The sequence below is a fragment of the Microcoleus sp. D3_18_C2 genome, assembly GCF_036702395.1.
Taxonomy (GTDB): domain Bacteria; phylum Cyanobacteriota; class Cyanobacteriia; order Cyanobacteriales; family Microcoleaceae; genus Microcoleus.
The window spans coordinates 188966-212864 of record NZ_JAUBTG010000002.1 but is presented as its reverse complement, the minus strand read 5'-3'; the positions used below and the strand labels follow the sequence as shown (position 1 = coordinate 212864).

The 23899-nt window shown below is 46.7% G+C and carries 22 protein-coding genes, 1 tRNA gene and 1 pseudogene; 13 read left to right on the top strand and 11 right to left on the bottom strand.

Annotated features, from left to right (window positions below; translation table 11 throughout):
- Positions 1-124: 124 nt before the first annotated feature.
- From QUA88_RS02270 to QUA88_RS02255, 4 genes are all read right to left on the bottom strand, one after another.
- Entirely contained in the window at positions 125-1327 is a 1203-nt protein-coding gene (locus QUA88_RS02270; RefSeq protein WP_333055041.1) for a pentapeptide repeat-containing protein, read from the bottom strand.
- A 108-nt stretch (positions 1328-1435) separates the two neighbouring features.
- Positions 1436-2284 carry an alpha/beta hydrolase gene (locus QUA88_RS02265; protein ID WP_333055042.1) on the bottom strand — a complete coding sequence of 283 codons (849 nt, stop codon included), beginning with the start codon at positions 2282-2284 and terminating at the stop codon, positions 1436-1438.
- Between the two features lie 195 nt (positions 2285-2479).
- Positions 2480-3205, bottom strand: a complete 726-nt coding sequence (locus QUA88_RS02260; RefSeq protein ID WP_333055043.1) for a DUF3120 domain-containing protein — start codon at positions 3203-3205, stop codon at positions 2480-2482.
- Entirely contained in the window at positions 3198-3782 is a 585-nt protein-coding gene (locus tag QUA88_RS02255; protein ID WP_333231875.1) for a hypothetical protein, read from the bottom strand. The genes QUA88_RS02260 and QUA88_RS02255 overlap by 8 nt, the downstream gene beginning before the upstream one ends.
- 302 nt (positions 3783-4084) lie before the next feature.
- Here QUA88_RS02255 and QUA88_RS02250 point away from each other — a divergent pair, with 302 nt between their 5' ends.
- The 6 genes from QUA88_RS02250 (at position 4085) to QUA88_RS02225 (ending at position 7005) form a co-directional block, all read left to right on the top strand.
- Positions 4085-4240 (top strand): hypothetical protein, encoded by a 156-nt coding sequence (locus QUA88_RS02250; RefSeq protein ID WP_333231873.1) that lies wholly within the window; start codon positions 4085-4087, stop codon positions 4238-4240.
- A 20-nt stretch (positions 4241-4260) separates the two neighbouring features.
- The gene (locus QUA88_RS02245) at positions 4261-5499 is read left to right on the top strand and encodes a ferrochelatase (RefSeq protein ID WP_333055046.1); all 1239 of its coding nucleotides are present in this window, start codon (positions 4261-4263) and stop codon (positions 5497-5499) included.
- A 292-nt stretch (positions 5500-5791) separates the two neighbouring features.
- Complete coding sequence (locus QUA88_RS02240) at positions 5792-6034, top strand: AbrB/MazE/SpoVT family DNA-binding domain-containing protein (protein WP_333055047.1); 243 nt, start codon at positions 5792-5794, stop codon at positions 6032-6034.
- Positions 6031-6375: an endoribonuclease MazF gene (gene mazF / locus QUA88_RS02235; protein ID WP_333055049.1), complete on the top strand. Its 345-nt coding sequence runs from the start codon at positions 6031-6033 to the stop codon at positions 6373-6375. Before QUA88_RS02240 ends, mazF begins: the two co-directional genes overlap by 4 nt.
- A 4-nt stretch (positions 6376-6379) precedes the next feature.
- Positions 6380-6667 (top strand): DUF433 domain-containing protein, encoded by a 288-nt coding sequence (locus QUA88_RS02230; RefSeq protein ID WP_333055050.1) that lies wholly within the window; start codon positions 6380-6382, stop codon positions 6665-6667.
- A gap of 26 nt (positions 6668-6693) precedes the next feature.
- The gene (locus QUA88_RS02225) at positions 6694-7005 is read left to right on the top strand and encodes a DUF433 domain-containing protein (protein ID WP_333055051.1); all 312 of its coding nucleotides are present in this window, start codon (positions 6694-6696) and stop codon (positions 7003-7005) included.
- 109 nt (positions 7006-7114) lie between these two features.
- Here the strand turns inward: QUA88_RS02225 and QUA88_RS02220 are convergent, their stop codons facing one another.
- The 3 genes from QUA88_RS02220 to QUA88_RS02210 all read right to left on the bottom strand — a co-directional run bounded on the left by QUA88_RS02220 (position 7115) and on the right by QUA88_RS02210 (position 9045).
- Positions 7115-7519, bottom strand: coding sequence for a type II toxin-antitoxin system VapC family toxin (locus QUA88_RS02220; RefSeq protein WP_333055052.1), 405 nt, complete (start codon positions 7517-7519; stop codon positions 7115-7117).
- Entirely contained in the window at positions 7519-7743 is a 225-nt protein-coding gene (locus QUA88_RS02215) for a DUF2281 domain-containing protein (RefSeq protein WP_333055053.1), read from the bottom strand. The genes QUA88_RS02220 and QUA88_RS02215 overlap by 1 nt, the downstream gene beginning before the upstream one ends.
- Before the next feature lie 144 nt (positions 7744-7887).
- Complete coding sequence (locus QUA88_RS02210) at positions 7888-9045, bottom strand: aminotransferase class V-fold PLP-dependent enzyme (protein WP_333269992.1); 1158 nt, start codon at positions 9043-9045, stop codon at positions 7888-7890.
- A gap of 160 nt (positions 9046-9205) precedes the next feature.
- Between QUA88_RS02210 and QUA88_RS02205 the strand changes: the two genes are divergently transcribed.
- The 4 genes from QUA88_RS02205 to QUA88_RS02190 all read left to right on the top strand — a co-directional run bounded on the left by QUA88_RS02205 (position 9206) and on the right by QUA88_RS02190 (position 13268).
- On the top strand, positions 9206-11056 hold the full coding sequence (locus tag QUA88_RS02205; RefSeq protein ID WP_333269989.1) for a TM0106 family RecB-like putative nuclease: 1851 nt from the start codon (positions 9206-9208) through the stop codon (positions 11054-11056).
- Positions 11057-11269: 213 nt separating this feature from the next.
- On the top strand, positions 11270-12397 hold the full coding sequence (locus QUA88_RS02200) for an esterase-like activity of phytase family protein (RefSeq protein ID WP_333269986.1): 1128 nt from the start codon (positions 11270-11272) through the stop codon (positions 12395-12397).
- Between the two features lie 56 nt (positions 12398-12453).
- Positions 12454-12527 (top strand) — tRNA-Asp (locus tag QUA88_RS02195).
- A 78-nt stretch (positions 12528-12605) separates the two neighbouring features.
- Positions 12606-13268, top strand: a complete 663-nt coding sequence (locus QUA88_RS02190) for a Uma2 family endonuclease (protein ID WP_333269983.1) — start codon at positions 12606-12608, stop codon at positions 13266-13268.
- 58 nt (positions 13269-13326) lie between these two features.
- Here the strand turns inward: QUA88_RS02190 and QUA88_RS02185 are convergent, their stop codons facing one another.
- Entirely contained in the window at positions 13327-13536 is a 210-nt protein-coding gene (locus tag QUA88_RS02185; protein WP_006632034.1) for a hypothetical protein, read from the bottom strand.
- 97 nt (positions 13537-13633) lie between these two features.
- Positions 13634-14182, bottom strand: a complete 549-nt coding sequence (locus tag QUA88_RS02180) for a DUF393 domain-containing protein (protein WP_333055059.1) — start codon at positions 14180-14182, stop codon at positions 13634-13636.
- A gap of 297 nt (positions 14183-14479) precedes the next feature.
- Between QUA88_RS02180 and gltX the strand changes: the two are divergent.
- A pseudogene (gene gltX, locus QUA88_RS02175) lies at positions 14480-15922 on the top strand (glutamate--tRNA ligase); the annotation flags it as partial.
- 366 nt (positions 15923-16288) lie between these two features.
- Positions 16289-16723 carry a CAAD domain-containing protein gene (locus tag QUA88_RS02170; RefSeq protein ID WP_333055098.1) on the top strand — a complete coding sequence of 145 codons (435 nt, stop codon included), beginning with the start codon at positions 16289-16291 and terminating at the stop codon, positions 16721-16723.
- A gap of 135 nt (positions 16724-16858) precedes the next feature.
- Here QUA88_RS02170 and QUA88_RS02165 read toward each other — a convergent pair whose 3' ends face one another.
- A complete protein-coding gene (locus QUA88_RS02165; protein WP_333269978.1) occupies positions 16859-20515 on the bottom strand; it encodes a CHAT domain-containing tetratricopeptide repeat protein in 3657 nt (1218 codons plus the stop codon).
- Positions 20516-21135: 620 nt separating this feature from the next.
- The gene (locus QUA88_RS02160; protein ID WP_333055062.1) at positions 21136-22407 is read right to left on the bottom strand and encodes an aspartate aminotransferase family protein; all 1272 of its coding nucleotides are present in this window, start codon (positions 22405-22407) and stop codon (positions 21136-21138) included.
- A gap of 128 nt (positions 22408-22535) precedes the next feature.
- On the opposite strand from QUA88_RS02160, the gene QUA88_RS02155 reads away from it, so the two are divergent.
- Entirely contained in the window at positions 22536-23813 is a 1278-nt protein-coding gene (locus QUA88_RS02155) for a ribulose bisphosphate carboxylase small subunit (RefSeq protein WP_333055063.1), read from the top strand.
- The last annotated feature ends 86 nt before the right edge of the window (positions 23814-23899 follow it).

The following is a 23899-nucleotide window of genomic DNA, read 5'->3' as shown; positions in this document are numbered from 1 at the left end:
TAGCGGACAGTATATAAGTTTTTATCCCAAATTCGCAAAGGGCGGATTTTTTTGTATTTGGAGTTGCAGCAAATATTGCGGGTAAAACCCGCGTCTACCACCACTGACTAAAAACTAAATATATTTAGCTATGAACAGTACCGTCGGGTAAGATTGTACCTGTTAATGTAGTCCGGGTAAGTTTGACCATAACTCGATCGCCGTAACCAATTTTCGCTCCTGTCAAGTCAGCACCGCTCAAGTCAGCACCGCTCAAATCGGCTCCGATTAAGTTGGTTTCTCTCAAGTTGGCATTGATCAAACAAGCTCCTAACAAATTAGCCCTGAACAAGTTAGCTTGGTGCAAATTCGCGCCTGTGAGATTGACGTTGTGTAGAAAAGCATCACTTAAGTCGGCTTCACTCAGGTTTGCATTGCTCAAGTTTCTCCCTGAAAAATCCTTTTCTTTTAAGGAAGCTCCTTTGAAGTTGGAACCGCTCAAATCGGGAGCTTGGGGCCCCGCTTGGCGGTAAGACTGAGATGGCGGGGGCTGCGATTGGTAGCGGGAGGCCTCTGAATAGGGCCCTGCAGGGTTTCCCCCATAGTTTCCCGCATAATTTCCAGGATATTTCCCTGAAGAGGGTTCAGAAGAGTAGCGGGGTTCTTTTGGGGTGGCTGGTGGTGGCTGAGTGTTTTGCTGCTGGGTGTTTGGATACTGAGTATTTCTGTACTGAGTGTTTTGGTACTGAGTATTGGGTTGCTGAGCGTTTTGGTACTGAGTGTTTTGTTGCTGAGTGTTTCTGTACTGAGTATTTTGTTGCTGGGTAGTTTGTTGCTGAGTATTTCTGTACTGAGTATTTTGTTGCTGGGTAGTTTGTTGCTGAGTGTTTCTGTACTGAGCGTTTTGTTGCTGGGTAGTTTGTTGCTGAGTATTTCTGTACTGAGCGTTTTGTTGCTGGGTAGTTTGTTGCTGAGTGTTTCTGTACTGAGCGTTTTGTTGCTGGGTAGTTTGTTGCTGAGTATTTCTGTACTGAGCGTTTTGTTGCTGGGTAGTTTGTTGCTGGGTATGTTTGTGCTGGGTGTTTTGTTGCTGGGTGTGTTTGTGCTGAGTATGTTTGTGCTGAACGTTTTGATTCTGACCTCTTGGTTGAATCGATCGCAATTGTTCGCGAGCTTGATTAATTTCCTTAATCTTCTCTTCAGCTTTCTGTAGTAGTCTGGGATTGTCTTTGGGGATGCGATCGGGGTGCCAAATGAACGCTAAATCCTTGTAGGCTTGGCTAATTTCTTCTCTGGAAGCTCCCGGCAACAGTCCCAGCACTTTATAGTATTGGTCGAGGTCGTTCATTGTACCACCTTTCGCTTTAAGAAATTAGAAATTAAAAATTAAGATCGGAGCAAAAGCCGTTCTCAAAGCTTGCGTGTCCGATCGTACATTAGATGAACAATAACTCAGCTAAGCCGCTGCTGGCAAAAAGTCTCGAATTCGCTGCAAGTATGTTGCGGCATCCTCCAGCATCGGAAAGTGAGCCGTATTCGGAATTATAACAAATTCTACTTTTTTGCTGAGGGAGGCTGCTTGCTCTCCCATGGCGGCGGGAATAATTTGGTCAAATTCTCCTGCCACAAGCAGTGTGGGAACACTCAGCCGCGCAAATTCTTGGGGCATTTCCTCGGCTGCTCTTTTACTGACTGCCGTCACCATTGTACCAATAGCAGCTTGCTCGTCTGCCATTAAAAAATCCTTGAGAAACGCCAGACTGACCTCTGTGGGCAGGGAACGGCGCAAAAACCGGGCCATAAATAGCCGATCGGCAAAAGGGATCGATGCCAGCCAAGATGGTCTAAATTTTACCACATAGCCACCGAATTTGTGAAAAGTTGTAAAGGCTTTTTCGTCGTATTCAAAAATCCCGCTGCAAGTGAGAATTGCTTTTTCTACTTTTTCAGGGTAAAGGTTGAGAAATAAAGTAGCAATTGATGCACCTGTGGAGTGAGCATTGAGAAAGACGCGGCTTAAATTCAGAGATTCTAATAATTCCGCTAAGTCGTGGGCATAGGTTTCGAGTTCGTAGCTGGACTCAGGAGGCTCTTTCGGCAAGGGCGATCGACCAAAACCTCTCATATCGTAGAGCAAACAATCAAAATCATCAGCAATAGCCCGTGCCGTGCTTTCCCAGTAGCGCGCTGAACCCGCCCAGCCGTGCAGAAATACCATCACTGGTTTCCCGCTGGGTTGGGCCGTGTTATCTGCCGTTATCCACTCGTAATAATGTTCTACACCGCGAATTGAAATGAAAGACATGATATTGATTTTGGATTCTGAGATTTTAGATTTTAGATTTTAACTCATAATTGTTCCGTAAATACCAAAATTCCCGACTTCTTTAAAAAGTCAGGAATCTCAAGACTACATCCCTCAAAAAATTCTGCGTTAATCTGCGTCAATTTGCCCACATCTGCAGTCAAAAAATACCAACATAAAAACTAATCATAAATCTTAAGCAGCAGAAGCAGCCAACCAAAATAAACCATCTACCAAAAGCGTGCTTAACACCGCGCCGCTGAAAGCGCGCCAGTGCAGTTCTCGATCGCGCAAACTCAGCAAACCGACTGTTAGCAACACAGCGATTAGAACTAAAGCACAGCCTATGCCCCAAGGAGTTTCAATTTGACCGATCGCACTTTGAAAAATCGGCATAGCTAATTCCGGTTCCGCGTGCATCACTTGGCGCCAGTAGGGCATCAACCCAGTTAAATAAAAATATAAATCGGTAATAGCAGTGCCAAATAGGGAACCCAAGTAAAAATAGCTGCCAACTTTTCCCCAAGATTTGCCCAAGCACCAAATAGCAAAAGGCAAGCCAATTGCTTCTATAGGTAGATGTAAAATTGGTTCCCATCTAAACCAGCCCCAATAGATAGAACCTGCGAGCCAACAGCCGGCAAATCCTAATAATAAATCTCCCCAAAGTTGGGTTTTGGGGCGGAAAATTAGAATTAAACTCAGAACGAACCAGGGGATAGTTGACAGCAAACTGATGGTTGGATATAAACGCACTAACGGTGCTTGCACGAAGACGGGAATTGAGACTAAAAATGCTGAGGCGCTAAATATCAACCACTGTTTGATGGTGTTTGTTGTGGCTGAAGAGACAGAATTGTCGAGGCGGGCGATGGTGGCAATAGGTGCGATCGCTGAGGATACTAAATTTAGATTAAACAACTGATTGGACTCCGTATTGTTTCAATAGGTGGACTAAAAATTTTGCTGCGGTTGTGGGTGCGAGAGTCTCAATGCCGGCGGCGGTTTGGCTGAGGTGCCAGCCTTTTGCCGTTTGGGGAGCTCGCCATAAATCCAAATGTTCGATCGCGGGATCTGCATAAAAGCTTTCTCCACCGCCACCGAGAATTGCCGAACTCCAGTGCGTAAAGCGATCGTGGCTGATGCGGTGGATGGGAAAATTTCCCACCAGAGGTACTCCCCAACCGTCTAAGGCAAAAAAAGCCCCGACTTTGCCACCGAGTTGCTGCCACAGAAGAGCCGCCCCGATCGCCCCGGCTACTCCTGCCGAAAAGCTGACAAATACTAGACTTTCTCCTGCTAACTTTTCGCTGCACAAAAATTGCAATATGTCAAGAGCTGAGAAAGGCGGATATTTATGAGCGGGAAAAATCTTGACACGATCGACTATTTGCTGGTTTGGGCGATCGGCTGCCAGTCCCCAAAGCCCCGAAAGTCCCGTCAGGAAACAGTCGGTTAGCTTTGGTTCGTGAACTCCGGGGCAAATTACCAGTCTCATAGTTCGTCAAGAAAGTTAATATAGTTCGCAACATAACTTTATCATATACCTACTATATCATATACTACCCCAGGGGATAGGGTGTTAAACTTATAATAGAGTCAAGTTTGAAGAGTATCCCCCCAAGTTAAAAGCTGGGAACGCTCCAAACCCCATTAATCTGAGGCAAGGTCAGGGAGTCTTAAGAAAACATGAAACTTATCCCCCCCCGCCCCATCTCCTGTCAAGCTTAGCAAAGGCTGATTCTAGTTCTAGCCACCCTACGAATTTCGGGTCAGGGTCAAAAAACCGACTTAGGACTGATGCCCATCAATCCGGTTTCTAGGATAAATAAGAGGTTTGACCGGGAAGTAGGGGCGCAGAAACCGGGAATCAGCCCAGCACGCAACCGTCGTGCGATCGCACACAATGAAAAATCTCCGATTCACCCTTCATCCTGTTTGGATCTCTTAGAATAAATAAAATTGAGGAATACAAAGTGGTTGCTTCTCCAGAAAAAATCGAGTACAAAACATCTGCAGCACCCGCAAGTAACGATCGCGTTGCTGTATTGCTGATGGGTTATGGCGAAGTCGAAAGCTACGACGATTTTGCCAACTACAACGAACAAGCTTTAAATTTGCTTACGGCAAAGTTTGCGCCAGTACCGCTGTGGATTTATCCGCCGCTGGCGAAGATTTTAGCAATCTTTGACTTGCACGAGTGGAGTCACCAACACGGTAAATTCGTTTCGCCGCACAATGCAATTTTTGAACAGCAGCGCGCCGGGATTGAAAAGAATTTACAGGAGAAATGGGGCGATAAAGTAAAAGTGTTCAAAGCTTTTAACTTTTGCGCGCCGTTTTTGCCGGAACAAGTAATTCCGCAAATTCAAGCAGAAGGATTTGACAAAATTCTGATTTACCCGCTGTTGGTAGTTGATTCTGTTTTCACCAGCGGCATTGCAGTCGAACAGGTGAATAAAGCTTTAGCACAAACCTTTGATGGTAAGGAACATTGGGTAAAAGGACAGCGCTACATTCCTTCTTTTTACGATGAACCTGCTTACATCCAGCTAATGGCGGATTTGGTAGAAGAGGAAATTAAGAACGATTTAGCTGTAGCGCATTTGCCTTCTCAGATTGGGATTGTGCTGATGAATCACGGTTGTCCGCACAAGGCGAAGGGCTTTACTTCGGGAATTGTGGAAAGTCAAGCTTTGTACGATCGCGTGCGGGAACGTTTGATGTATCGCTATCCTTTGATTTCGGTGGGTTGGCTGAATCACGACACGCCGCTGATTGAGTGGACGCAGCCGGATGCGACGTTGGCTGCGAAGAATTTGATCGATTTGGGTGCAACTGCGATCGTCTTTATGCCGATCGGATTTGCGACAGAAAATCACGAAACATTGTTAGATGTAGACCACATTATTGAGTCTTTGCAGAAACAGCGTCAAGGAGTTACTTACCGCAAATTGCCTTGCGTTAACGACCATCCAGAGTTTCTGAAAATGGCGGCCGAGTGGGCAAATCCGCAGATTGAAGCGTTGTTGAGTGAAACTGCGGTTGCTGTTAATCCGAGTTTGGCTTCCGCGCACCGCGAGCACAGCCATTCTCACGGGGAACACGGGCATTCTCATGGCGATCGCGGACACAATCACGGTGGACATTCTCACGGTGGGCATTCTCATGGTGATCGCGGGCATTCTCATGGCGGGCACGGGCACAGTCATTAATAGGACTTAGGCCTGAGAGCTCAGAAACCGGGTTTTTTGCGAAGATACTGCATGGAAATGGCAGATTTAGTGAAAAACCCGGTTTCTTTTGTTGGGGTGCGTAGGTCGAAATTTGGGCGAAAAGGGCGATCGTCCTTTGTTGTTTTTAGGGAAAGGGCGATCGGCTTTTTTGTCAAATTTTCTGTGCTTGTCAAACATCCGCTTAGTCGCTACACTGTAGATACTCTGTATATACTTTCTCTGAGAAAGGGTAAATTCCTCAGAGTGATATCACTAACTAGAGGTTCAGGCTATGGTTGCGACGATCGCAAAATGGGGAAACAGTCTTGCTATTCGGATTCCACAAAATTTAGCTAAAGAGATTAACTTGACTGAGGGTTCCGAAGTGAAGCTTGTCTTGATAGATGGCAAGCTGACAATCGAGCCTATCGTTCGTCGGCGGTATTCGCTTGAGGAGTTGATCGAGGCAATGACGCCAGAGAATGTTCATACTGAGATTGATACTGGAATTGCTGTGGGGAACGAAGTTTGGTGACACAATCAAATCCCTACATTCCGAGTCGAGGCGATATCGTTTATTTAGACTTTGACCCAACTAAGGGACACGAGCAAAAAGGACTTAGACCTGCTTTTGTGCTGTCGCCTCGCTCCTACAACGAGAAAAGCTCCTTAGCTCTATTTATGCCGATTACAAAACAACAAAAAGGGTATCCTTTTGAAGTTATCCTACCCACTGGATTAAAAGTTCAGGGAGTAATTCTTGCCGATCAAATTAAGTGTTTAGACTGGAAAGCTCGCGGTATTCGATTGGTTGAGTCGGTATCTCAAGATGTAATTGAAGAGGTACAAGCTAAAATAGAGCCGTTGTTATTGTAAAAGCATGAAGTTCACGGGGCTGGATAAATCAGACGATCGCGCTTTTCCTGAAATTACCTATGTGCGGGGCGCTAGCGGCGAACTCGTACCCGTTTTGCGCGGCACTCGGTTGCGAGTGCAAACAGTAGTCATCGCAGCCCAGAAATGGGGTTTTTCGCCAAACCAAATTTCCGCTGAGTATGATTTAAGTGAAGCTCAAGTGAACGATGTTTTCGCTTTTTATGCGGCCCACTCTCAGGAAATAGACGCATCTATTGCTGCTGAGCGAATTATCGAAGCTGCCAATATATAAACCGCTATTGCATCTGGATATCGATTATGACCATCAAAGAACAACTTCTCCAGACCATTGAAACACTGCCGGATGACTTGCTAGCACAAACGCTGCAATTCGTTCAAACCCTTCAACATCCCATTCACAAAACTCCAGGAATTTGTGGCGGTGCAGCGCGAATTCGCGATACCCGCATTCCCGTCTGGACGATTATCGCCTACCAACAACAGGGCGCAACTGAAGCCGAACTTCTCTATAATTATCCAGGACTCACCCTTCAAGATTTGCAAGCGGTTGCGGACTATTACGAACATAACCGAGAAGAAATCGAGCTGTGGCTTGCTGAAAATGAATAACTGCCGATGCTAAAGTTTTACTCAAATGAAAATTTCCCGATCGCAATGGTTGATTTACTGCTCTCTCTCAAAAGGCACAAGAAATATTTCGCTACTATTCGATTCATACTCACCAAATTGTTTGAATAGTGGTTAACGCTTGAATTTTTGCGTCGCGAGTAACTAACGGAAGACTCAAAGATAAAGCAGTAGCCGCAATAATCCTGTCTGGCATATCAGGAACTGTTGCCCTGTCAATTTGTTGAATAGTTGCCGAGATATTGCGATCCAAAGGTGCTAGCAAAATCCCCACATTTGGATCGTCCGCAGCATTTAAAACTCGTGTCAGCACTTCGCCTGCCAAACGCCCTCGCTCAATCAAGTAAGCAATTTCTACAATTGAAATTGCGGAAAAGTAGATAAAATTTCCCTCGTTAACCGCTTGTTCTAATGCTATTAATGCTGCTGGCGACAATCTTGGTAGTTCAAAAATGTACCAAATTAGGGTATGGGTATCTGCTACGACTGAAGGCATCAAACAATCTCCCTGGGAAAATTTCCCCACATTTCTTGTCGGGCTTGGGCGATGTCTTCTTCCGTAATATCTACTTTTAAGTCAGCACACAACCCTTTGGCACTCTTTAGGGGTCGTTTAGCCATAGTTTTTTGTTGAAGAAACTCAGCAAAATCTAAAACTTCTTGCTGCCTCTCTGGTGGCAATTCCCGCAACTTATCTAAAACTGCTTGCTCTAAATTCATGGTTGATTTTCCTCCGCGATTTATCCCAAATAATCTTCACGTCTTTGATTAGCAAATATCCTTTTTTATCAAGATGATTATTGTAACACAAGTATCTTGATTTGTGTGGTGGCGGTTTTAACAGCCGACTCTTATCAGGAATTTTTAACTAACTTGACGCAAAATACCCTCAACTAACTTATCAATCTCCGCCTCCGTTGTAAAATAGTGAACACAAGCCCGCACACAATCAGGATTAAGAATAGTCCTTACCATACTCCCCTGCTTCTCTAACAAATCAACTAGCTGCTTGTGCGGCATCCCGTTAGTTAATCGAAACGAAACCAAACCAGCTTCCGGCGCCAATTTCCGCAAACATTCCACATCAGGAAGTACCGACAAACGCTGCCAGAGATACTTACTCAAACGGCAAATTTCTGCATACCTTTCCTCGATCGTACCCCATTCATGTTGCAGGGCGATCGCACTCCGCAAACCCGCATACAAAGGATAAGCCGAAGTCGCAATTTCATAGCGCTGCGATCCAGGCTTCCACCCAAGGACCTTAGCATTAGCATCCGTCACAATTCCCCGCCAACCTATAAACACCGGATGCAAATCTGCCAAAGCTTCAGCACTCACATAAAGCCCCCCCAAACCTTCCGGGCCACACCACCATTTGTGACCAGTAAAAGCATAAAAGTCAACCCCCGATTCAATCAAATTTAAAGGCAAAACCCCCACAGATTGAGCAGCATCAACTAATACTTTGACTTTTGTTTGATGACATACTTTCACAATCTCAGCCAGAGGCAAAACTTGGCCAGTATTCCACAAAATGTGACTGATAACCAACAAGCGAGTATTTGGCCGCAAACTATCAGCAATCACCGCCACCGCATCGCCCTCATTCAAAGTAGCCGCCAACGGACAAATCGAAACCTCAATGTTGAAACGGCGCTGAAGTTCCATTACACTAGCTACAATGCCGGGGTGTTCGCAATCAGAAAGCAGCAAATGGTCGCCCGCTTTCCAGTCAATGCCCCACAGCGCAATATTGCAGCCGACGGTGACATCTTCAGTTAGGGCGATCGTTTCAGGAGGTACGGTCAACTCAGATGCGATCGCCCGTCGCGTCAGCATCGCCTCCTGAACCACCCAAGCCCCCACCTCCCCCGAAAACGGCCCCCCAAGCTGCACCCGTTTGTAAGCCTCATAAATCGCGTCTAAAGCAGGCTCAGGCAGCGGCCCTTGTCCGCCGTAGTTAAAATAAGCTTTATTGGCCAAAGCTGGGAATTGTTGCCGGTGATTGTCCTTTGTCATTTTTTCTGGCGAATTATTGATAGCGTTAATATTGAATAACTGATGGTGTGAACTTTATATCCTGTGACTTTTGCCTCAAGCTAAATAATCAATCTGTGTATCCGTGTCAAAATCCGTGTCGTGCTTTCCTTCTAATTATTCTATGCCTTGCGAATACTAAATGTTAATAACTGACAAACTGCTACTTTCCTATCAGCGATGCCATCTCCGAGCATTTTTAGACACCTGCGGAGACTGGAAACAACTAGATCCCCCCAGCGACTTTTTGCTGAAACTGATGCGCGACAGCGCCGCATACCAGCAGCAAGCTTTGGAACAGGAGACTTACCAACAACCATATTATCCGAGAGGGGATTGGGAAGCCGGCGCGGCCGCTACATTGAGTTTAATGCAGCAAGGGGTCGATCGCATTTACCGAGGAGTTCTGATCCAGGGCGAATTCGGCAAAACCAACGCCGCAACAACTTCTCTAGTAGGAATTGACAGTCAATATTTCCCCGAATTTGGCGAAATCCCCGAAACTCCCGTTGATATTTCATCCTCCAACCTTCACTCTTCAAACATTACCCTGATCAGCCGCCCCCATTTATTAATCAAACAGCCGGGACAATCAAAATTTGGCGATTGGAGTTATATTACTGCGGATATTTGGCTTAGCAAGCGACCAAAACAAGAGTATCAAATTATCGCAGCTTTTCACGCCCAAGTTTTAGCTTCCGTACAGGAAACAATGCCAGAGACTGCGTGGCTGATGCTGCGAAAAAAAGGGCTATACTCCGTGAATCTCGACCAGCGAACTCCTCAGATGTTCGAGATTTTAGATGATTGCATTCGGATGATAGAAAATCGGGATAAACCAGAGGTGTTCATTTCCCGGCAAAAGTGCAATCTTTGCGGTTGGTATACTATCTGTCACGCCGAAGCCGAATCTATTAAACATCTTTCGTTATTGCCGGGAGTTACTGCCAGCCGCTATGCTAGACTAAAAACTCTCGGAATTACTGATGTACAAGCTCTCGCTAATGCTAGTTCCAAACTGCTGGCTGAGTATCCCGAATTCCCGGACAGAGTGGCTTTTGATGTCGTGCAGCAAGCTCGATCGCACTTGCTAAATCAACCGCTGTTGCGAGAAGAAGGAAGTTCGGCAACGGATTCTGTAACGGATGTAACGGATGTCAGTCCGATGGAAGTCGGAAGAGGGAAGAAGGAAGAAGGAAGGCACGACACGGATTTTGACACGGATACACGGATTAATGATCGAGAAGAAGGTAGAAGTGAGAATTCAGAAGAACTTAACTCATCTGAAATAGTACCAGATATTGTAGACAATATCTTGAATTACACCGCAGTTGAGGAATTAAAAATTAGAGAAAATAAACCTGCGACATCTTCTATACCTGCGCCAATTCTCCGCAAAAAACCAATTCCGTATTCCCAATCTGTGTTTTTGCCGATCGCCCCAATCGAACTCTACTTTGATATTGAAGCCGAACCAGAGTTAAACTTGGATTACCTCCACGGAGTCTTAGTTGTTGACAGGTACAACAATACGGAAAAATTCCACGGTTTTTTAGCTGAATCAGCAGCAGAGGAAGGTGCAATCTGGGAGCAATTTTTAGAATTAATGTGGGCTTATCCTATTGCTCCGATTTTCCATTTTTGCGACTACGAAGTCAAGACTTTTAAGCGACTGGCTAAACTTTACAATACTCCAGCTTATTTGTGGAAACCCGTGCTGAAACGGTTTGTAGATATTCACAAACAAGTGACGCAAAAAGCGATTATGCCGGTGGAAAGTTACGCACTCAAACCAATTGCCCGTTGGCTGGGTTTTGACTGGCGAGATGCTAAGGCGAATGGTGCTCAGTGCGTCTGCTGGTATGACGATTGGCTCAAAACCGGCGATCGCTCGCTCTTGGAGGCGATCGTCCGCTACAATGAGGACGACTGTCGTGCTACTTATGTCGTTAAAGATTGGTTGACCAATTTTTTGCTGAATCAGAAACAGTGAATTTATGATTTAACGAACCGCGAAGGCGCAAAGGGCGCGAAGGAAGAAAGAGAAGAAGAAGGTAGTTAAGCTAAAAAATATTTGCTTGGTCTTTTGAAAAATATTACACTTCTTGTATTCGGCCTCCTGTGAAATTATTGTGGGGTGGGCATCTTGCCCGCCCCAATATGCAGGCTCAAAGTGAAATAGTTTAATAGCCTACTTATTCATCAAATGCGAAATCTAATAAAAGCAACTATATTTATTGTCTGTTTTTTGATGGCAGCAAGTGTTGCTATTTGGGTAAATCAATCAGCTCAATCTTTCGCTGTTACGAAAATAAATTTTATCGGCAGAGCAATATTTCCTACAGGTTCTCAGTTTCAGGGGACGGAAATTGGCGGACTTTCGGGCATTACTTATGATGGCGATAAACAAGTTTATTATGCCATTTCTGATGACCGCAGCAGCAAGGCTCCGGCGCGCTTCTATACTCTCAAAATTAACTTGCAATCTGGTAAACTGGAAAAAGAGCAAATAACTTTTACTGGTGTCACTACTTTATTAGATGAAAACGGCAAAGGTTTTCCTGAATTAAGTTTAGATCCCGAAGGGATAGCTTTTACTGGCAATAGCGTGTTTGTTTCTTCTGAGGGAGATGTCGATCGCCAAATAAATCCTTTTATCAAAGAGTTCTCTCTAGATGGTAAACTCCTGAAAACGCTGGCAATTCCAGAACTATTTTTGCCCGACGACAAAGGCAGTAAAGGCATCCGCAACAATCTATCATTTGAAAGTTTAACTTTAACGCCCGATCGCAAACACCTATTCACCGCTACCGAAAACGCCTTGGTACAAGATGGCGCCGCAGCTTCCCTGGAAACCGGGACTCCGTGCCGGATTTTGCGCTACGATGCGGTGAGCGGCAATCCAGAAGCATCGTTTCTCTACATCACCGAACCGCTACCCGCTGGCGCGAATCCTGTGGGAAAATTAACTACTAACGGTTTAGTAGATTTGTTGGCGATCGACGATAACCGCTTGCTGAGTTTAGAGCGTGCTTTCTCCCTGGAAACCGGCACAACTATCAGAATTTTTGAGATTTCTCTGGAAAAGGGCGATCGTATTGAAGCACTCGAAAGCCTCCAAAGCCGTCTGGGCGAGGTTTCTCCCGCTCAAAAACGCCTGCTGCTGGATTTGGAAACGCTGAAAATTCCCCTAGACAACATTGAGGGGTTGACATTTGGCCCCGCCCTGGCGGATGCTAGCAGAGGTCTGATTTTGGTGAGCGACAACAACTTCAGTCCGCTGCAAGAGACTCAGATTTTGGGCTTCCAAATAAAAGTTCAAAAAACCTCTTGACAAAAGGTGAAGTGATAGGCATAATAGAAATTGTGCCTGAAAAAACGGCAAAACGAGGGACAGTAGTTCAATTGGTTAGAGCACCGCCCTGTCACGGCGGAAGTTGCGGGTTCGAGCCCCGTCTGTCCCGTTCTCTCGTAAATCGAAAGTTTAAAATACAAAGTTTAAGCTTTTGGTATTTTATTAATTGAGTAAGGAGGAGCGAAATATGACTGTTACGCTCATTAACTTCTCACCGGAAAAAACTACACAACGGGTAGTATTATCTAATATCAGTTGGCAGACTTACGAAAGCTTATTAGCAGAAGCAGGAGACAAGAGAGCCTCGCGATTTTCATACTCTCAAGGAGTCTTAGAAATTCTCATGCCATCCGACTTGCATGAAACTATTAACTGTTTGCTCAAACGGATTGTTACAGCTTTGACTGAGGAGTTGGACTTGAAGATTAAGGGATTTGGTTCGACGACTCTCAACCGTGAAGATTTAGAACAAGGTGCAGAACCAGATTCCTGTTTTTATATCCAAAATGTCGATCGCATTCTAGGGAGAAGGCTTGACATCTCAACTGCTCCTCCCCCTGACTTGGTAATTGAAGTTGATATTACCAGTCCTTCTTCTAATAGATTTGTCGTTTACACACAGCTAGAAATCCCTGAAGTTTGGCGGTATCGGGGACAAACTGTACAAATTTATCAATTGCAAAATCGGGAATATATTACCTGCGATCACAGTCCGACATTTCCCATCCTTTCTGTAGCAATGCTCAATCAATTCTTGCAGATGGCAGAAACTCAAGATGACAATGCCATAATTCGGTCTTTGCGTCAATGGGCGAACGAGCAGTTGCGATCGCCCGAAAGCGAGCAATAATACTAAACTTAATTTAACTAATTCCTTTCTCCCACGGACGATCGACTCCCAGCAGCGATCAAAGGTGCGAGGAAATAAACGGTCGGGCTATCTGATATGTCAAAACCAGGACGATGGGCACGAGAATCGGAATCGCCACAAGTAGTCCCCATTTGCCAAACCTAAGTTTTTGACCGTCGGATTTGAAGAGGAAAATCACAGCGGCAATTCCCATAAGTATCCAGAGACCACCGAAGCCCATGAAGACTGTATAGCCTGCATCTTGCATTTTTTTTGACCTTTAATAGTAGTCGATCTTTAAGCTTAGTTGCAGTCTGTTTCTGCTGACATCTTCTGATAGGTCGATCGAACTTATTAAATATGACTCATTTTGAGTTGGGTTGGCAGCGGCCCTGACTTTCGCACTCGATCCGCTGAGTTCGATCGCTCATAATTGTTGCTAAATCCGGCCTTCCCGTCAACATCAGCCGCCAGTGGGCCCAAATTCCGTACAGCCAATTGGCGATCGCCCCGATCGCTGGTAACTTAGTCACAGCATAAACCCAGCCCATACCTAAAATCTCGTAAGTGCGGCGAAAAACCTCCACATTTTTAATTGCCGTACCGTCGGGTAACACCGCGTGAATCCGCCCCATCGCCGTTTCGTAGTCGATTCCGCCGTGGGCCTTCGGGTTGTAGCCATCATCCGCGATATCCACAAACGACACTAAACCTCGCCCTGCGTCGCGTTTTTTCAAGAAATTAACCTCCCGCACGCACAGAGGACACTCACCATCGTACAGCAGCTCAATCTGCCAAGCAGGCGCAACAGACTTGGGTGAGGGCGCAACAGATTCGGAAAACTCGGTTTTAGCAGCAGACATAGGGAAATCTATTTTAATGTCGTCGATCGCACACAAACATTTTACAAGCATCCATAGTTATCAGGTGCGCCTTCGGTACTCCTAAAGCAGTTATTTGTGGTGTGAAAAATAGTCCCAAAGGTCAATCCAGTCTTGGCCACCCGCAAGCTATTATCATCAAGATGCCCTCTGCTGCGTGGCCGGAGACTGTAGCCCGATCGCTCGATAGTCGAATATCAAACAAATCGAGGCAAAGTACCTGCCAAGCACAACTATTAAGTCGGCAACAAAATATAATAAAATTTGAAGTCTTAAACATCAGCAAATCGCCCAACCAGCAAATCGCCCAATCTAAAAGCAAAAATCTACATGAATGTCAGAGTCCGTCTAGCCCCCAGTCCCACCGGAAACCTACACATCGGTACCGCCAGAACCGCCGTATTCAACTGGCTGTTTGCCCGCAACCAAGGCGGCCAATTCATCCTGCGGGTAGAAGACACAGACGTAGAACGTTCTAAAAGCGAATACACCGATAACATCCTCGAAGGACTCACCTGGCTGGGTATGAACTGGGACGAAGGCCCGAGTTTTCAGTCCCAGCGTCTGGAAATATACCGCCAAGCAGTCCAAACCCTTCTAGACAATGGACTCGCCTACCGCTGCTACACCACGTCGGAAGAACTCGACGAAATGCGGGAAGCACAAAAAGCCAACAAACAAGCCCCCCGCTACGACAATCGGCACCGCAACTTGACAAGCAAAGAGCGCGCAGCTTTTGAAGGCGAAGGGCGACAAGCTGTGATTCGGTTTATCATCGACGACGATCGCACAATTTCTTGGAACGACATGGTGCGCGACACCGTAACCTGGAAAGGTAGCGACCTCGGCGGCGATATGGTGATTGCCCGTGCATCCAGCGGCGGCGTCATCGGCCAACCCCTCTACAACCTCGCCGTAGTTGTCGATGACATCGACATGGGCATCACCCACGTCATCCGCGGCGAAGATCACATCGGCAATACTCCGAAACAAATATTGCTGTACGAAGCTTTGGGCGCGACAATCCCAGAATTTGGCCACACGCCGCTGATTTTAAACTCCCAAGGACAAAAGCTTTCTAAACGCGACGGCGTAACCTCGATTTCTGACTTCAAAGATATGGGCTACCTGCCCGAAGCTTTAGTTAATTACATGACTTTGCTCGGTTGGACTCCGCCGGATTCAACGCAGGAAATATTTACACTGTCGGAAGCAGCAGAATTATTTACATTCTATCGAGTCAACAAAGCCGGTGCAAAATTTGATTGGGATAAACTCAATTGGCTAAACAGTCAATACCTGCACAAAATGCCAGTGCCGCAATTGACAGATTTGCTGATACCTTATTGGTGGCAGAAAGGCGGTTATGAGTTTGACTCAGAGGCCGATCGCCCTTGGCTCGAACAAATAGCTGCTTTAATCGGCCCGAGTCTCGTTCGCTTAACCGATGCTGTGGATATGTGCAAGGTTTTCTTCTCCACCACGGTGGAATACGAAGAAGAAGCACTCGCACAATTGCAGCAACCAGGGGCTGCACAGGCTTTACAAGCAGTTGTAGAAGCGATGGAAAGTCATTCATCCCTGACATCAGCGGAAGCTCAGAAAATCACTAAAAAGCTCAGTAAAGAGAAAACTCTTAACAAAGGGCTAATTATGCGATCGCTCAGAGCAGCTCTGACAGGTGCAATGCACGGCCCCGACCTGATAGAATCTTGGGTAATCCTTCACCAGCGAGGAACGGCTAAAACCCGTTTGCTTGATGCCATTAGCAACTTGAATTTGCCTGGTGTTGGTGTGGCGGCCGAAACTCCAACCCCAGAACAACCAAACGCAGAAACAGTCGCCGAAACCCCTGCTACAGAACAGCCAGCAGTCGAAACACCGATTGTTGAAACAGCAGCGGCCGAGGTGACAGCAGTCGAAATATCGCCTGTGGAAACAGTCGAAATATCGCCTGTGGAAACAGTCGAAATATCGGCTACCGAAATACCCGGAACGGAGGTTTTAGCAGTCGAAATATCGCCTGTGGAAACAGCCGGCACCGAGGTTTCAGCAGTCGATATTTCGGCAGTTGAAACAGCCGCAGCAGCAGTTGAAATACCTGCAGCCAACCAGCAAAAAACTATTGCGAGTGGAGAAATGACTTCATCAAACGAACCAGAAACAACCGTTATCATCACCGAAATTCCTGCCGGAAATGAAGCAGACAGTTCCAGCGGTACAACAAAAGTCATAATTACCGAAGAACCGCCAAGTCAGGGCCAGCAGATCAAAGAACAAATTATCTCAATTTTGTCCGAGTTTCCCGCTTACATCGGCAGCTTTTACGAGCAGTACAAAAGTCCCCTGACTGTTATCGGTGTAATTATAGCCTCGATTGTCTCTTTGAAAGTGCTTTTGGGCGTAATAGATGAACTCAACGACATCCCCTTGCTAGCACCGACATTCGAGCTAATTGGTATCGGATACACCGGGTGGTTTGTCTACCGCTATTTGCTGCGATCGTCCAACCGGCAACAATTAGGTCAAGAAATTCAAGCATTGAAAGAACAAGTTTTCGGCAAAAAGTCCTAAACTTTTGCGGGTAGTTTGTTGAATTTGTGCCCGACATTGATAACTTTAAATAAGTTGTTAGTGTCGGGTTTTTAAATGACTAATAACTGTTGACTGTTGACTGTTGACTGATGACTAATCACTAATCACTAATAACTAAACCCCAGCCGCCGTAAAAGCCGCCCAATAATAAGGATTAGCAAAAGGATAGGGTTTGCGGTTGCGAATTTGCTGCAAAGAAGCCTCCGCAATCAGGCGAGAACTTTGAGAAAGCCGATCGAACATTTGCGAAATTTGAGGTTGAAAATCCGCCAACAACACCTCCAATTCCTCGCTAGTCAAATCCCGCAGCCACCTTTGAGCGTCCCCCAGGGCGATCGCCACATCTCCCACCTGCAACCGAGAAAACCGTCCCAGATTTTCATAAAACTTGCTCGTCAGCAGCAGCGTAGAAACATCATTCACCTTCCAAAGACTGCTAACCACACTAGACGTGCCAGCATACAACAAACCCGCCGACAAACCCACAAAATCTCCTCCAGCACCGCTAACTCCGCCAGCGGCAATTTCGCAACCAGATAAAGTAACTAAAAAATATTGTCTAAAATCCAGATTTAAAATTTCCTCCAAACTCAGAGAATCATTCCTCAAAAACACTGCAGATTTCAGTGGCCAAGCCAAATTAAGCAAACTAAAACAAGCAAAATGAGCGCATTTTTTCTGCTGCCAATGCCCTATTTTTTGGGGCAAATCCCCATTATTAGCAGACATTTCTTGGGAAAAAGCCTCTTTAATTGCCGGCTTATGGCGCACAACTTCTGTACTGGCAAAATACTGGGAAATAGTGCCGATTTCAATGTTGCTGTAGAACGCATCTCTGGTGAAAGTTGGAATGGCCAAAAGCTGCTGCAAACGGGGTCTGTACCGACCAATAGCCGCTCCGTGTGCACTTTGTCTCAACAGCAATAGCTGACAGCTAGGAGCATAGCGAATTCCTCCGGGAAATCGATCGAGCAAATAAGTAGCAGGCGCTGCAACGTCGCCAAAAGACGAACTTTGAGAAAAATCCGAAAGGCTGTAGGTTTCCACCTCAACAAAACCGCTGCGATCGCTCCACCCAGACCTAAAAATTCCCCCACCATCCTCAAATCCGTCTCTCCCCGCCAAAGGCAAAGCGTGGAGTGGCAAAGCGTGCAAAAATCGGTGCGGCACAAAAATCAGCCGATCGCAATTATCGGGAATCAGCGCCACCACTCGATCGATTTCCAGCATCGTAGCCAAGCGTTTGAGGCGAGTCTGGAGATGATTGATCCAGCGACCTTTTTGTTCAGAATAAGCGGTGAGGTACTCCTGGCCCCAACTTTCGGCAGCCAAAGCATTTTCCGGCGAACACAGGTGAACGGCGGGATATTGTTCACTCTTTACCACCACAAAAGCAACCAGCAACTCTCCCAAACTCGCCCACACCACAGCAGCGCAATTGTCATCAGGCAACAATTGGCGAATTTGCTCGAAAGCGATCGGTTCAACTTTGTGAGCTAGGCTGAAGAAAGGGTCGTTTGCCTGCACCTCCCGCGCAATCAACCTATCAAACTGCTTCCACAATTGATTTAAGTGCATGAAGTCCAAGTTCGGCATTAGAGAACCGCTGTTCAAACCTTGGCTATCGCCCTCAGAAATCAAAGTCGTGTTCGGCTCAGGTTCTCCCTCTTCTTGGTGCCGCTGTTCCCCTGCTATTTCCAGTTGCAGCGACTCCAACTCGCTTCGCACCGCTGCAGGAATTTCGGCTTTCGGAGTCAAGTGGCATTTAAGCAGCAGTTCTACCAAATTCCGATTTTTGTGGCGTTCGGCGTATTCCAGAGCCTTAGCGTAATATTCAGGTTGGCTGGCGCCTAGTTCCAGGCAAACTTGCACCAGGCATTTATAGAGTCCAGCCCAGGTGCGGGTTAATTTGACTTTTGCGGTACTCGTCCGTGAAGCGTAGCTATCCCGTAGGGAATCGCCAAAATCGACTGTATCAACCCCAACTTCGCAGCGCAAGAATTCAACAGTATCGACAGCAGCAGTAAAAACCCCGTAAGCGCGAAGCAAGTCGCCTCGAACTCGGTAAGCTTGACCCAAATAAAATAAAATTTCAGCCCAGCGGTGGGGATAGGTTTCGCGAGTGTAGACTTGGGTGGCGCTGTGATAGCAGCCGATCGCGCTTTCCATGTGCGACAAGTTTTCCGCCTCCGTCAGTTGCGAATAAGCCCTACCGAGATAAATTTGCAGCATTGCCCAGCGGTTGGGATATGCCTGCCTGGTGTAGACTTCGCCCGCATTTTGATAGCAGGCGATCGCGCTTTTGAGGTTGCGATTTTTTTCCCCTTTCACGTGTTCGCAGAAAGCGCGGCCGAGGTAGGCACACAGCATGGCCCAGCGTTCGGGAGTTTTTTGGCGGTTGCAAAAGAGCAAAGCATTTTGATAGCAGGCGATCGCCATTTCCATATTTTCGGCTTTTTCCCCTTTCACCCGCCGACTGTAGATCCTACCGAGGTAAGTTTGGATCGAAGCCCAGACTTCGGGAAATTTGATGCGGGTGTAGACTTGTAAAGCATTTTGATAGCAGACGATCGCCATTTCCAAATTTTCCACCGGATCGCCTTTGATGCGATCGACAAACACCCGGCCCAAATTCCTTTGAGTCGTCGCCCACTGCTGCGGAAAAGCTTCCCGAGTCCGCACCTGCAAAGCTCTTTGATAGCACGTAACCGCATATTCGAGATTTTCAGCTCGGTTGCCCCGCAGCAACTCGCAGTAAGCATTTGCCAAATTATTTTGAGTTGTGGCCCAACGCCGGGGAAACACCTTGCGGTTGTAGACTTGCAAAGCATTTTGGTAGCAAGCGACTGCCAGTTCCAGATTTTGGGCTCGGTTGCCCTGCAGTCGCCGACTGTAAGCACGGCCGAGATTGTTTTGAGTGCTCGCCCACTCTTCCCCAAAAGTTTCGCGGGTGCGAACTTGCAGCGCGTTTTGATAGCAGGCGATCGCGTGTTCTAGATTGTCTGCCGGATCTCCCCTGAGACGCTCGCTGTAAGCGTTGCCCAGATTATTTTGCAGCGTCGCCCACTGTTCCGGGTACTGTTCGGGCGTGCGTACTTGTAGGGCATTTTCAAAGCAAGCGATCGCCTGTTCGATATTTTGAGCCTTATCACCTTTGGGGCGATCGCTATAAGCGTTGCCCAGATTGTTTTGCATCACCGCCCATTCTTGGGGAAAGTCTTTGCGGGTAAACACCTTAGCAACTGTTTCGTAACCTGCAATTTCGATTTCCAAGTTATTAGCCTTGCTGCCGAGGGGAAACCGCCCAATTTTGTTGCTCAGATTGCCGATTAACGCTGCAATGCGCCTTCTCTCGGATTCTTTGGCAGCAGAAAACACCAAATTTGCCCAGCAGCGCAGCAGTTCTGCGAAATTCTGGTCGAGTTTGTCTAAATTGTTTCTCAGCAGCGAGTACAGGTGCTGCGAATCAGCGCCGCGCGCCACTGCTTGCAATACTTCTGCTAAAAAAGCCAGATATGCTGCCCCGGTTGCGGGCAATTTATAATTCCCTTTTGCAGATTCTAAGGGTGCGATCGCCCTTTGGAAAAATTTTGCAGCTTTCAGCAAGCTTTCTCGCGTCAGCGCCACTTCTTCCACATAAAGCGTTTGCACGAACCCAAAGTCGATCGATTTTGAGTCAGTCCTCAAAATCAAATCTATTCCTAAGTCCACAGGATTTTCCAGCAGCGCTTGGAGCATATTAACATCAGTTTTGCGACGCTGTTCATCCATCGTGCATTCCGCCGAATTATTAACGATAGGATCGCTGCTTCTGTGCAGCAATTAAATCACTTCCTGGTTTAAATTTCAATCTCTAACCGGAGGTACGAGTCGCCCAGGGGATTAAACCAACCTGATTTTTCCACCATACACATTGCCACAACGTATTTGCTTAAAAAAACAGGCTTCGGCACAAGTCTTAAACTTAACAAACCCGCCCCGACAGACGTGCAGCGGGGCGGGTTTAATTTTACCCTGATAGATTTTAGACTAAGAAAGCGGATTTCTGGGAAACTATTGGGTGTGATAACGAGAAATCTGGTAATGAAACCGGCTTTCTGAGGAATAGTGGGTCTAGATATGGCAATCGCCATTGGTATCAAATTAAGCCTGAAACCCCTGATAAATGTCGCTTTTAGGCAAAGTCTAGATCCCCCTAAATCCCCCTTAAGAAGGGGGACGAAAGAGAATACTCCTGTCCCACCCCCTACTCCCTTTATTAAGGCAGGCGCCAGGGTGATCTGGCCTTAATAGTCAAACATCAGTCTATAAATGGGTTTGAGGTTAAGTTGACACCAATGGGCAATCGTTAGTTACAGCGCTACAGCTAACAAAAATCAACTCAGTAGATTTTACTGTACCGCTTGAGAGCGCAAGGCTGACTCCACGGCCAGCAGAGATCGATCGACTTCAGCAGCAGTGACAATCAGCGGCGGGACAAATCTCAGCACTTTCGGCCCTGCTGGAACCAACAAAACTCCTGCGGCGATGGCAGATTTGACAATATCAGCGGATGTAAGTTCGATGTCAGCTTGCAATTCCATCCCGACAATCAAACCCCAGCCCCGCACCTCGGCAATTAAATGCGGATATTCAGCCGCCAACTTGTTGAGCCCTGCTTTCAACTGTTCCCCGCGCTGCTGCACGTTTTCTAGAAGGTTTTCCCGTTCCAAAGTTTGGCAAACGCACAAAGCTACAGCGCAAGCAAAAGGATTGCCGCCGAAAGTGCTGGCGTGACTTCCCGGTTCAAATACATCGCAGGCAGATTTGCACAGCATAGCGCCGATCGGGATACCGCCGCCCAATCCTTTGGCAGATGTAAAGATATCCGGTTCAATGCCGAGGTTTTCGTAGCCCCAGTATTTGCCACTGCGTCCCATCCCGACTTGCACTTCGTCGAGAATCAGCAAAATGCCTTTTTCGTCGCAAATTTCCCGAATTCGCTGGAAGTAGGCGATATCTCCGGGGCGAACTCCGCCTTCGCCTTGCAGCGCTTCCAACATAATTGCAGCTACTTGGCGTTCGTCTTTGTCGAGTTGCTCGATCGCACTTTCGATCGCACTAATATCGTTGTAGGGCACATAGTGAAATCCCGGCACCAAGGGGCTAAAACCCTTCTGGTATTTAGGCTGTCCCGTGGCCGTAATTGTCGCCAAAGTCCGCCCGTGGAAACTCGCAACGGCGGTAATGATTGTCGGATTCGAGATATTTAATTTTTCGTGGGCGTATTTGCGGGCGAGTTTAATTGCCGCTTCATTAGCTTCCGCGCCGGAGTTGCAAAAGAAGGCTCTGTCCGCGCAAGAATGGTCTACAAGCCACTTCGCCAGCTCGCCCTGTACGGGGATGTAATAAAGGTTAGAAACGTGGTGCAGGGTCTGAATTTGCTGAGTTACCGCTGCAATCATTGCCGGGTGGGCGTGTCCGAGAGTGCAGGTAGCAATACCAGCCACAAAATCGAGATATTCGCGGCCCTCGGTATCCCAAACGCGGCAGCCCAGGCCCCGTTCTAGGGCGATCGCAAAACGCCCGTAAGTTGTCATTACATAGCTGTCGAAGCTCTCAGAACTGAAGAGACTGGCTTCGGCTTGCACGCTTGGTTCTTTTAATAAGGTTTCTGGACTCACGAATCGCTCCTTAACACATAATATGTAGACCTCGATTGTACGGTAAAAATCCAGGTTAGCGGTGCAGGCTGTTAGTTTTGTCATAAAATCATAACAGTAACCTCAATTAATCCCTTACAAATCTACTGATGAGTTATTACATTTCTCCTAACTTTCTCGATAAAGTTGCGGTGCACGTCACTAAGAACTTTTTAAATTTGCCCGGGGTAAGAGTTCCCCTAATTTTGGGAATTCATGGCCGCAAAGGAGAAGGCAAAACTTTTCAAACCGAACTGGTTTTTCGGCGGATGGGCTTTGAACCGGTGATGATATCTGGTGGGGAATTAGAAAGCCCGGATGCAGGAGATCCGGCGCGTTTAATTCGCTTGCGCTACCGGGAAGCTGCGGAGCAAATTAGGGTGCGGGGCGAGATGTGCGCTATCTTTATTAACGATTTGGATGCTGGTGCGGGCAGGTTCGATACTACTACTCAATATACTGTCAATACTCAGATGGTCAATGCCACTCTGATGAATATTGCTGATAATCCAACTAACGTGCAGTTACCGGGAAGTTATGACAGTACGCCGCTGCACCGAGTGCCGATTATTGTCACTGGAAATGATTTTTCTACGCTTTACGCGCCGCTGATTCGCGACGGGCGGATGGAAAAGTTTTATTGGGAACCCAGCCGGGATGATAAAATTGGCATTGTTGGGGGAATTTTTGAGTCGGACAAATTGTCAAAAACCGATATTGTGGCGTTAGTGGATAATTTTGCCGATCAGGCGATCGACTTTTTTAGTGCTTTGCGATCGCGCATTTATGACGAACAAATCCGCGAATTCATTCACAAAGTAGGAATCGAGCGAGTTTCCAAGCGTTTGGTAAACACTTTGGAAGCAGCGCCAGATTTCCATAACCCGAATTTCAGCCTAGCTCATTTATTAGAAATGGGTAGTTTGATGGTGGGTCAACAAAAGCGGATTAAGGAAATGCGCTTAGTAGATGAATACAACCAATCGCGCCTGTTCAACGTTCAAGGAACCCCCAATGCCCCTGCTGCTGCGCCCACGCAAAGTGAATTAAACGACCCGTCATCCAAATATTATAAGGCTTACGTTGAGCCAAGTTCTGAAGCGGGTAACGGTCATGGGGCGCGGCTGAGTTCCGAGGTATTGGAACAAGTAAAGCAGTTGTTAGCAAGAGGCTGCAAAATTGGCATGGAATATGCAGATAATCGCCGATTTAAAACTGGTTCTTGGCAAAGTTGCGCGACGATTAAAACTGCACAGGAAAAAGATGTGGTTGCATCTTTAGAAACTTGTTTGGCGGAACACGGCGGCGAATACGTGCGGCTGATTGGTATCGATCCAAAAGTTAAGCGGCGCGTAGTTGAAACAATTATTCAGCGCCCGAATGGTTAAAGTTAAAGTCCGCCAGGGAATGAATTCCCTGTCTAATAGCTAAAGTCCTCGCTATGAGGACTAATGAGTTTAAAAATTTTTATTCT

Bases quoted from the DNA above. Each gene is read 5' to 3' on its own strand.
- QUA88_RS02255 (WP_333231875.1), bottom strand. From the start codon at position 3,782: ATGAGACTGGTAATTTGCCCCGGAGTTCACGAACCAAAGCTAACCGAC.
- QUA88_RS02155 (WP_333055063.1), top strand. From the start codon at position 22,536: ATGAGTTATTACATTTCTCCTAACTTTCTCGATAAAGTTGCGGTGCAC.
- QUA88_RS02185 (WP_006632034.1), bottom strand. From the start codon at position 13,536: ATGCAAGATGCAGGCTATACAGTCTTCATGGGCTTCGGTGGTCTCTGG.
- QUA88_RS02165 (WP_333269978.1), bottom strand. From the start codon at position 20,515: ATGGATGAACAGCGTCGCAAAACTGATGTTAATATGCTCCAAGCGCTG.
- QUA88_RS02265 (WP_333055042.1), bottom strand. From the start codon at position 2,284: ATGTCTTTCATTTCAATTCGCGGTGTAGAACATTATTACGAGTGGATA.
- QUA88_RS02205 (WP_333269989.1), top strand. From the start codon at position 9,206: ATGTTAATAACTGACAAACTGCTACTTTCCTATCAGCGATGCCATCTC.
- QUA88_RS02225 (WP_333055051.1), top strand. From the start codon at position 6,694: ATGACCATCAAAGAACAACTTCTCCAGACCATTGAAACACTGCCGGAT.
- QUA88_RS02190 (WP_333269983.1), top strand. From the start codon at position 12,606: ATGACTGTTACGCTCATTAACTTCTCACCGGAAAAAACTACACAACGG.
- QUA88_RS02240 (WP_333055047.1), top strand. From the start codon at position 5,792: ATGGTTGCGACGATCGCAAAATGGGGAAACAGTCTTGCTATTCGGATT.
- QUA88_RS02215 (WP_333055053.1), bottom strand. From the start codon at position 7,743: ATGAATTTAGAGCAAGCAGTTTTAGATAAGTTGCGGGAATTGCCACCA.
- QUA88_RS02180 (WP_333055059.1), bottom strand. From the start codon at position 14,182: ATGCTTGTAAAATGTTTGTGTGCGATCGACGACATTAAAATAGATTTC.
- QUA88_RS02210 (WP_333269992.1), bottom strand. From the start codon at position 9,045: ATGACAAAGGACAATCACCGGCAACAATTCCCAGCTTTGGCCAATAAA.
- QUA88_RS02230 (WP_333055050.1), top strand. From the start codon at position 6,380: ATGAAGTTCACGGGGCTGGATAAATCAGACGATCGCGCTTTTCCTGAA.
- QUA88_RS02170 (WP_333055098.1), top strand. From the start codon at position 16,289: ATGACTTCATCAAACGAACCAGAAACAACCGTTATCATCACCGAAATT.
- QUA88_RS02270 (WP_333055041.1), bottom strand. From the start codon at position 1,327: ATGAACGACCTCGACCAATACTATAAAGTGCTGGGACTGTTGCCGGGA.
- QUA88_RS02250 (WP_333231873.1), top strand. From the start codon at position 4,085: ATGCCCATCAATCCGGTTTCTAGGATAAATAAGAGGTTTGACCGGGAA.
- QUA88_RS02220 (WP_333055052.1), bottom strand. From the start codon at position 7,519: ATGCCTTCAGTCGTAGCAGATACCCATACCCTAATTTGGTACATTTTT.
- QUA88_RS02200 (WP_333269986.1), top strand. From the start codon at position 11,270: ATGCGAAATCTAATAAAAGCAACTATATTTATTGTCTGTTTTTTGATG.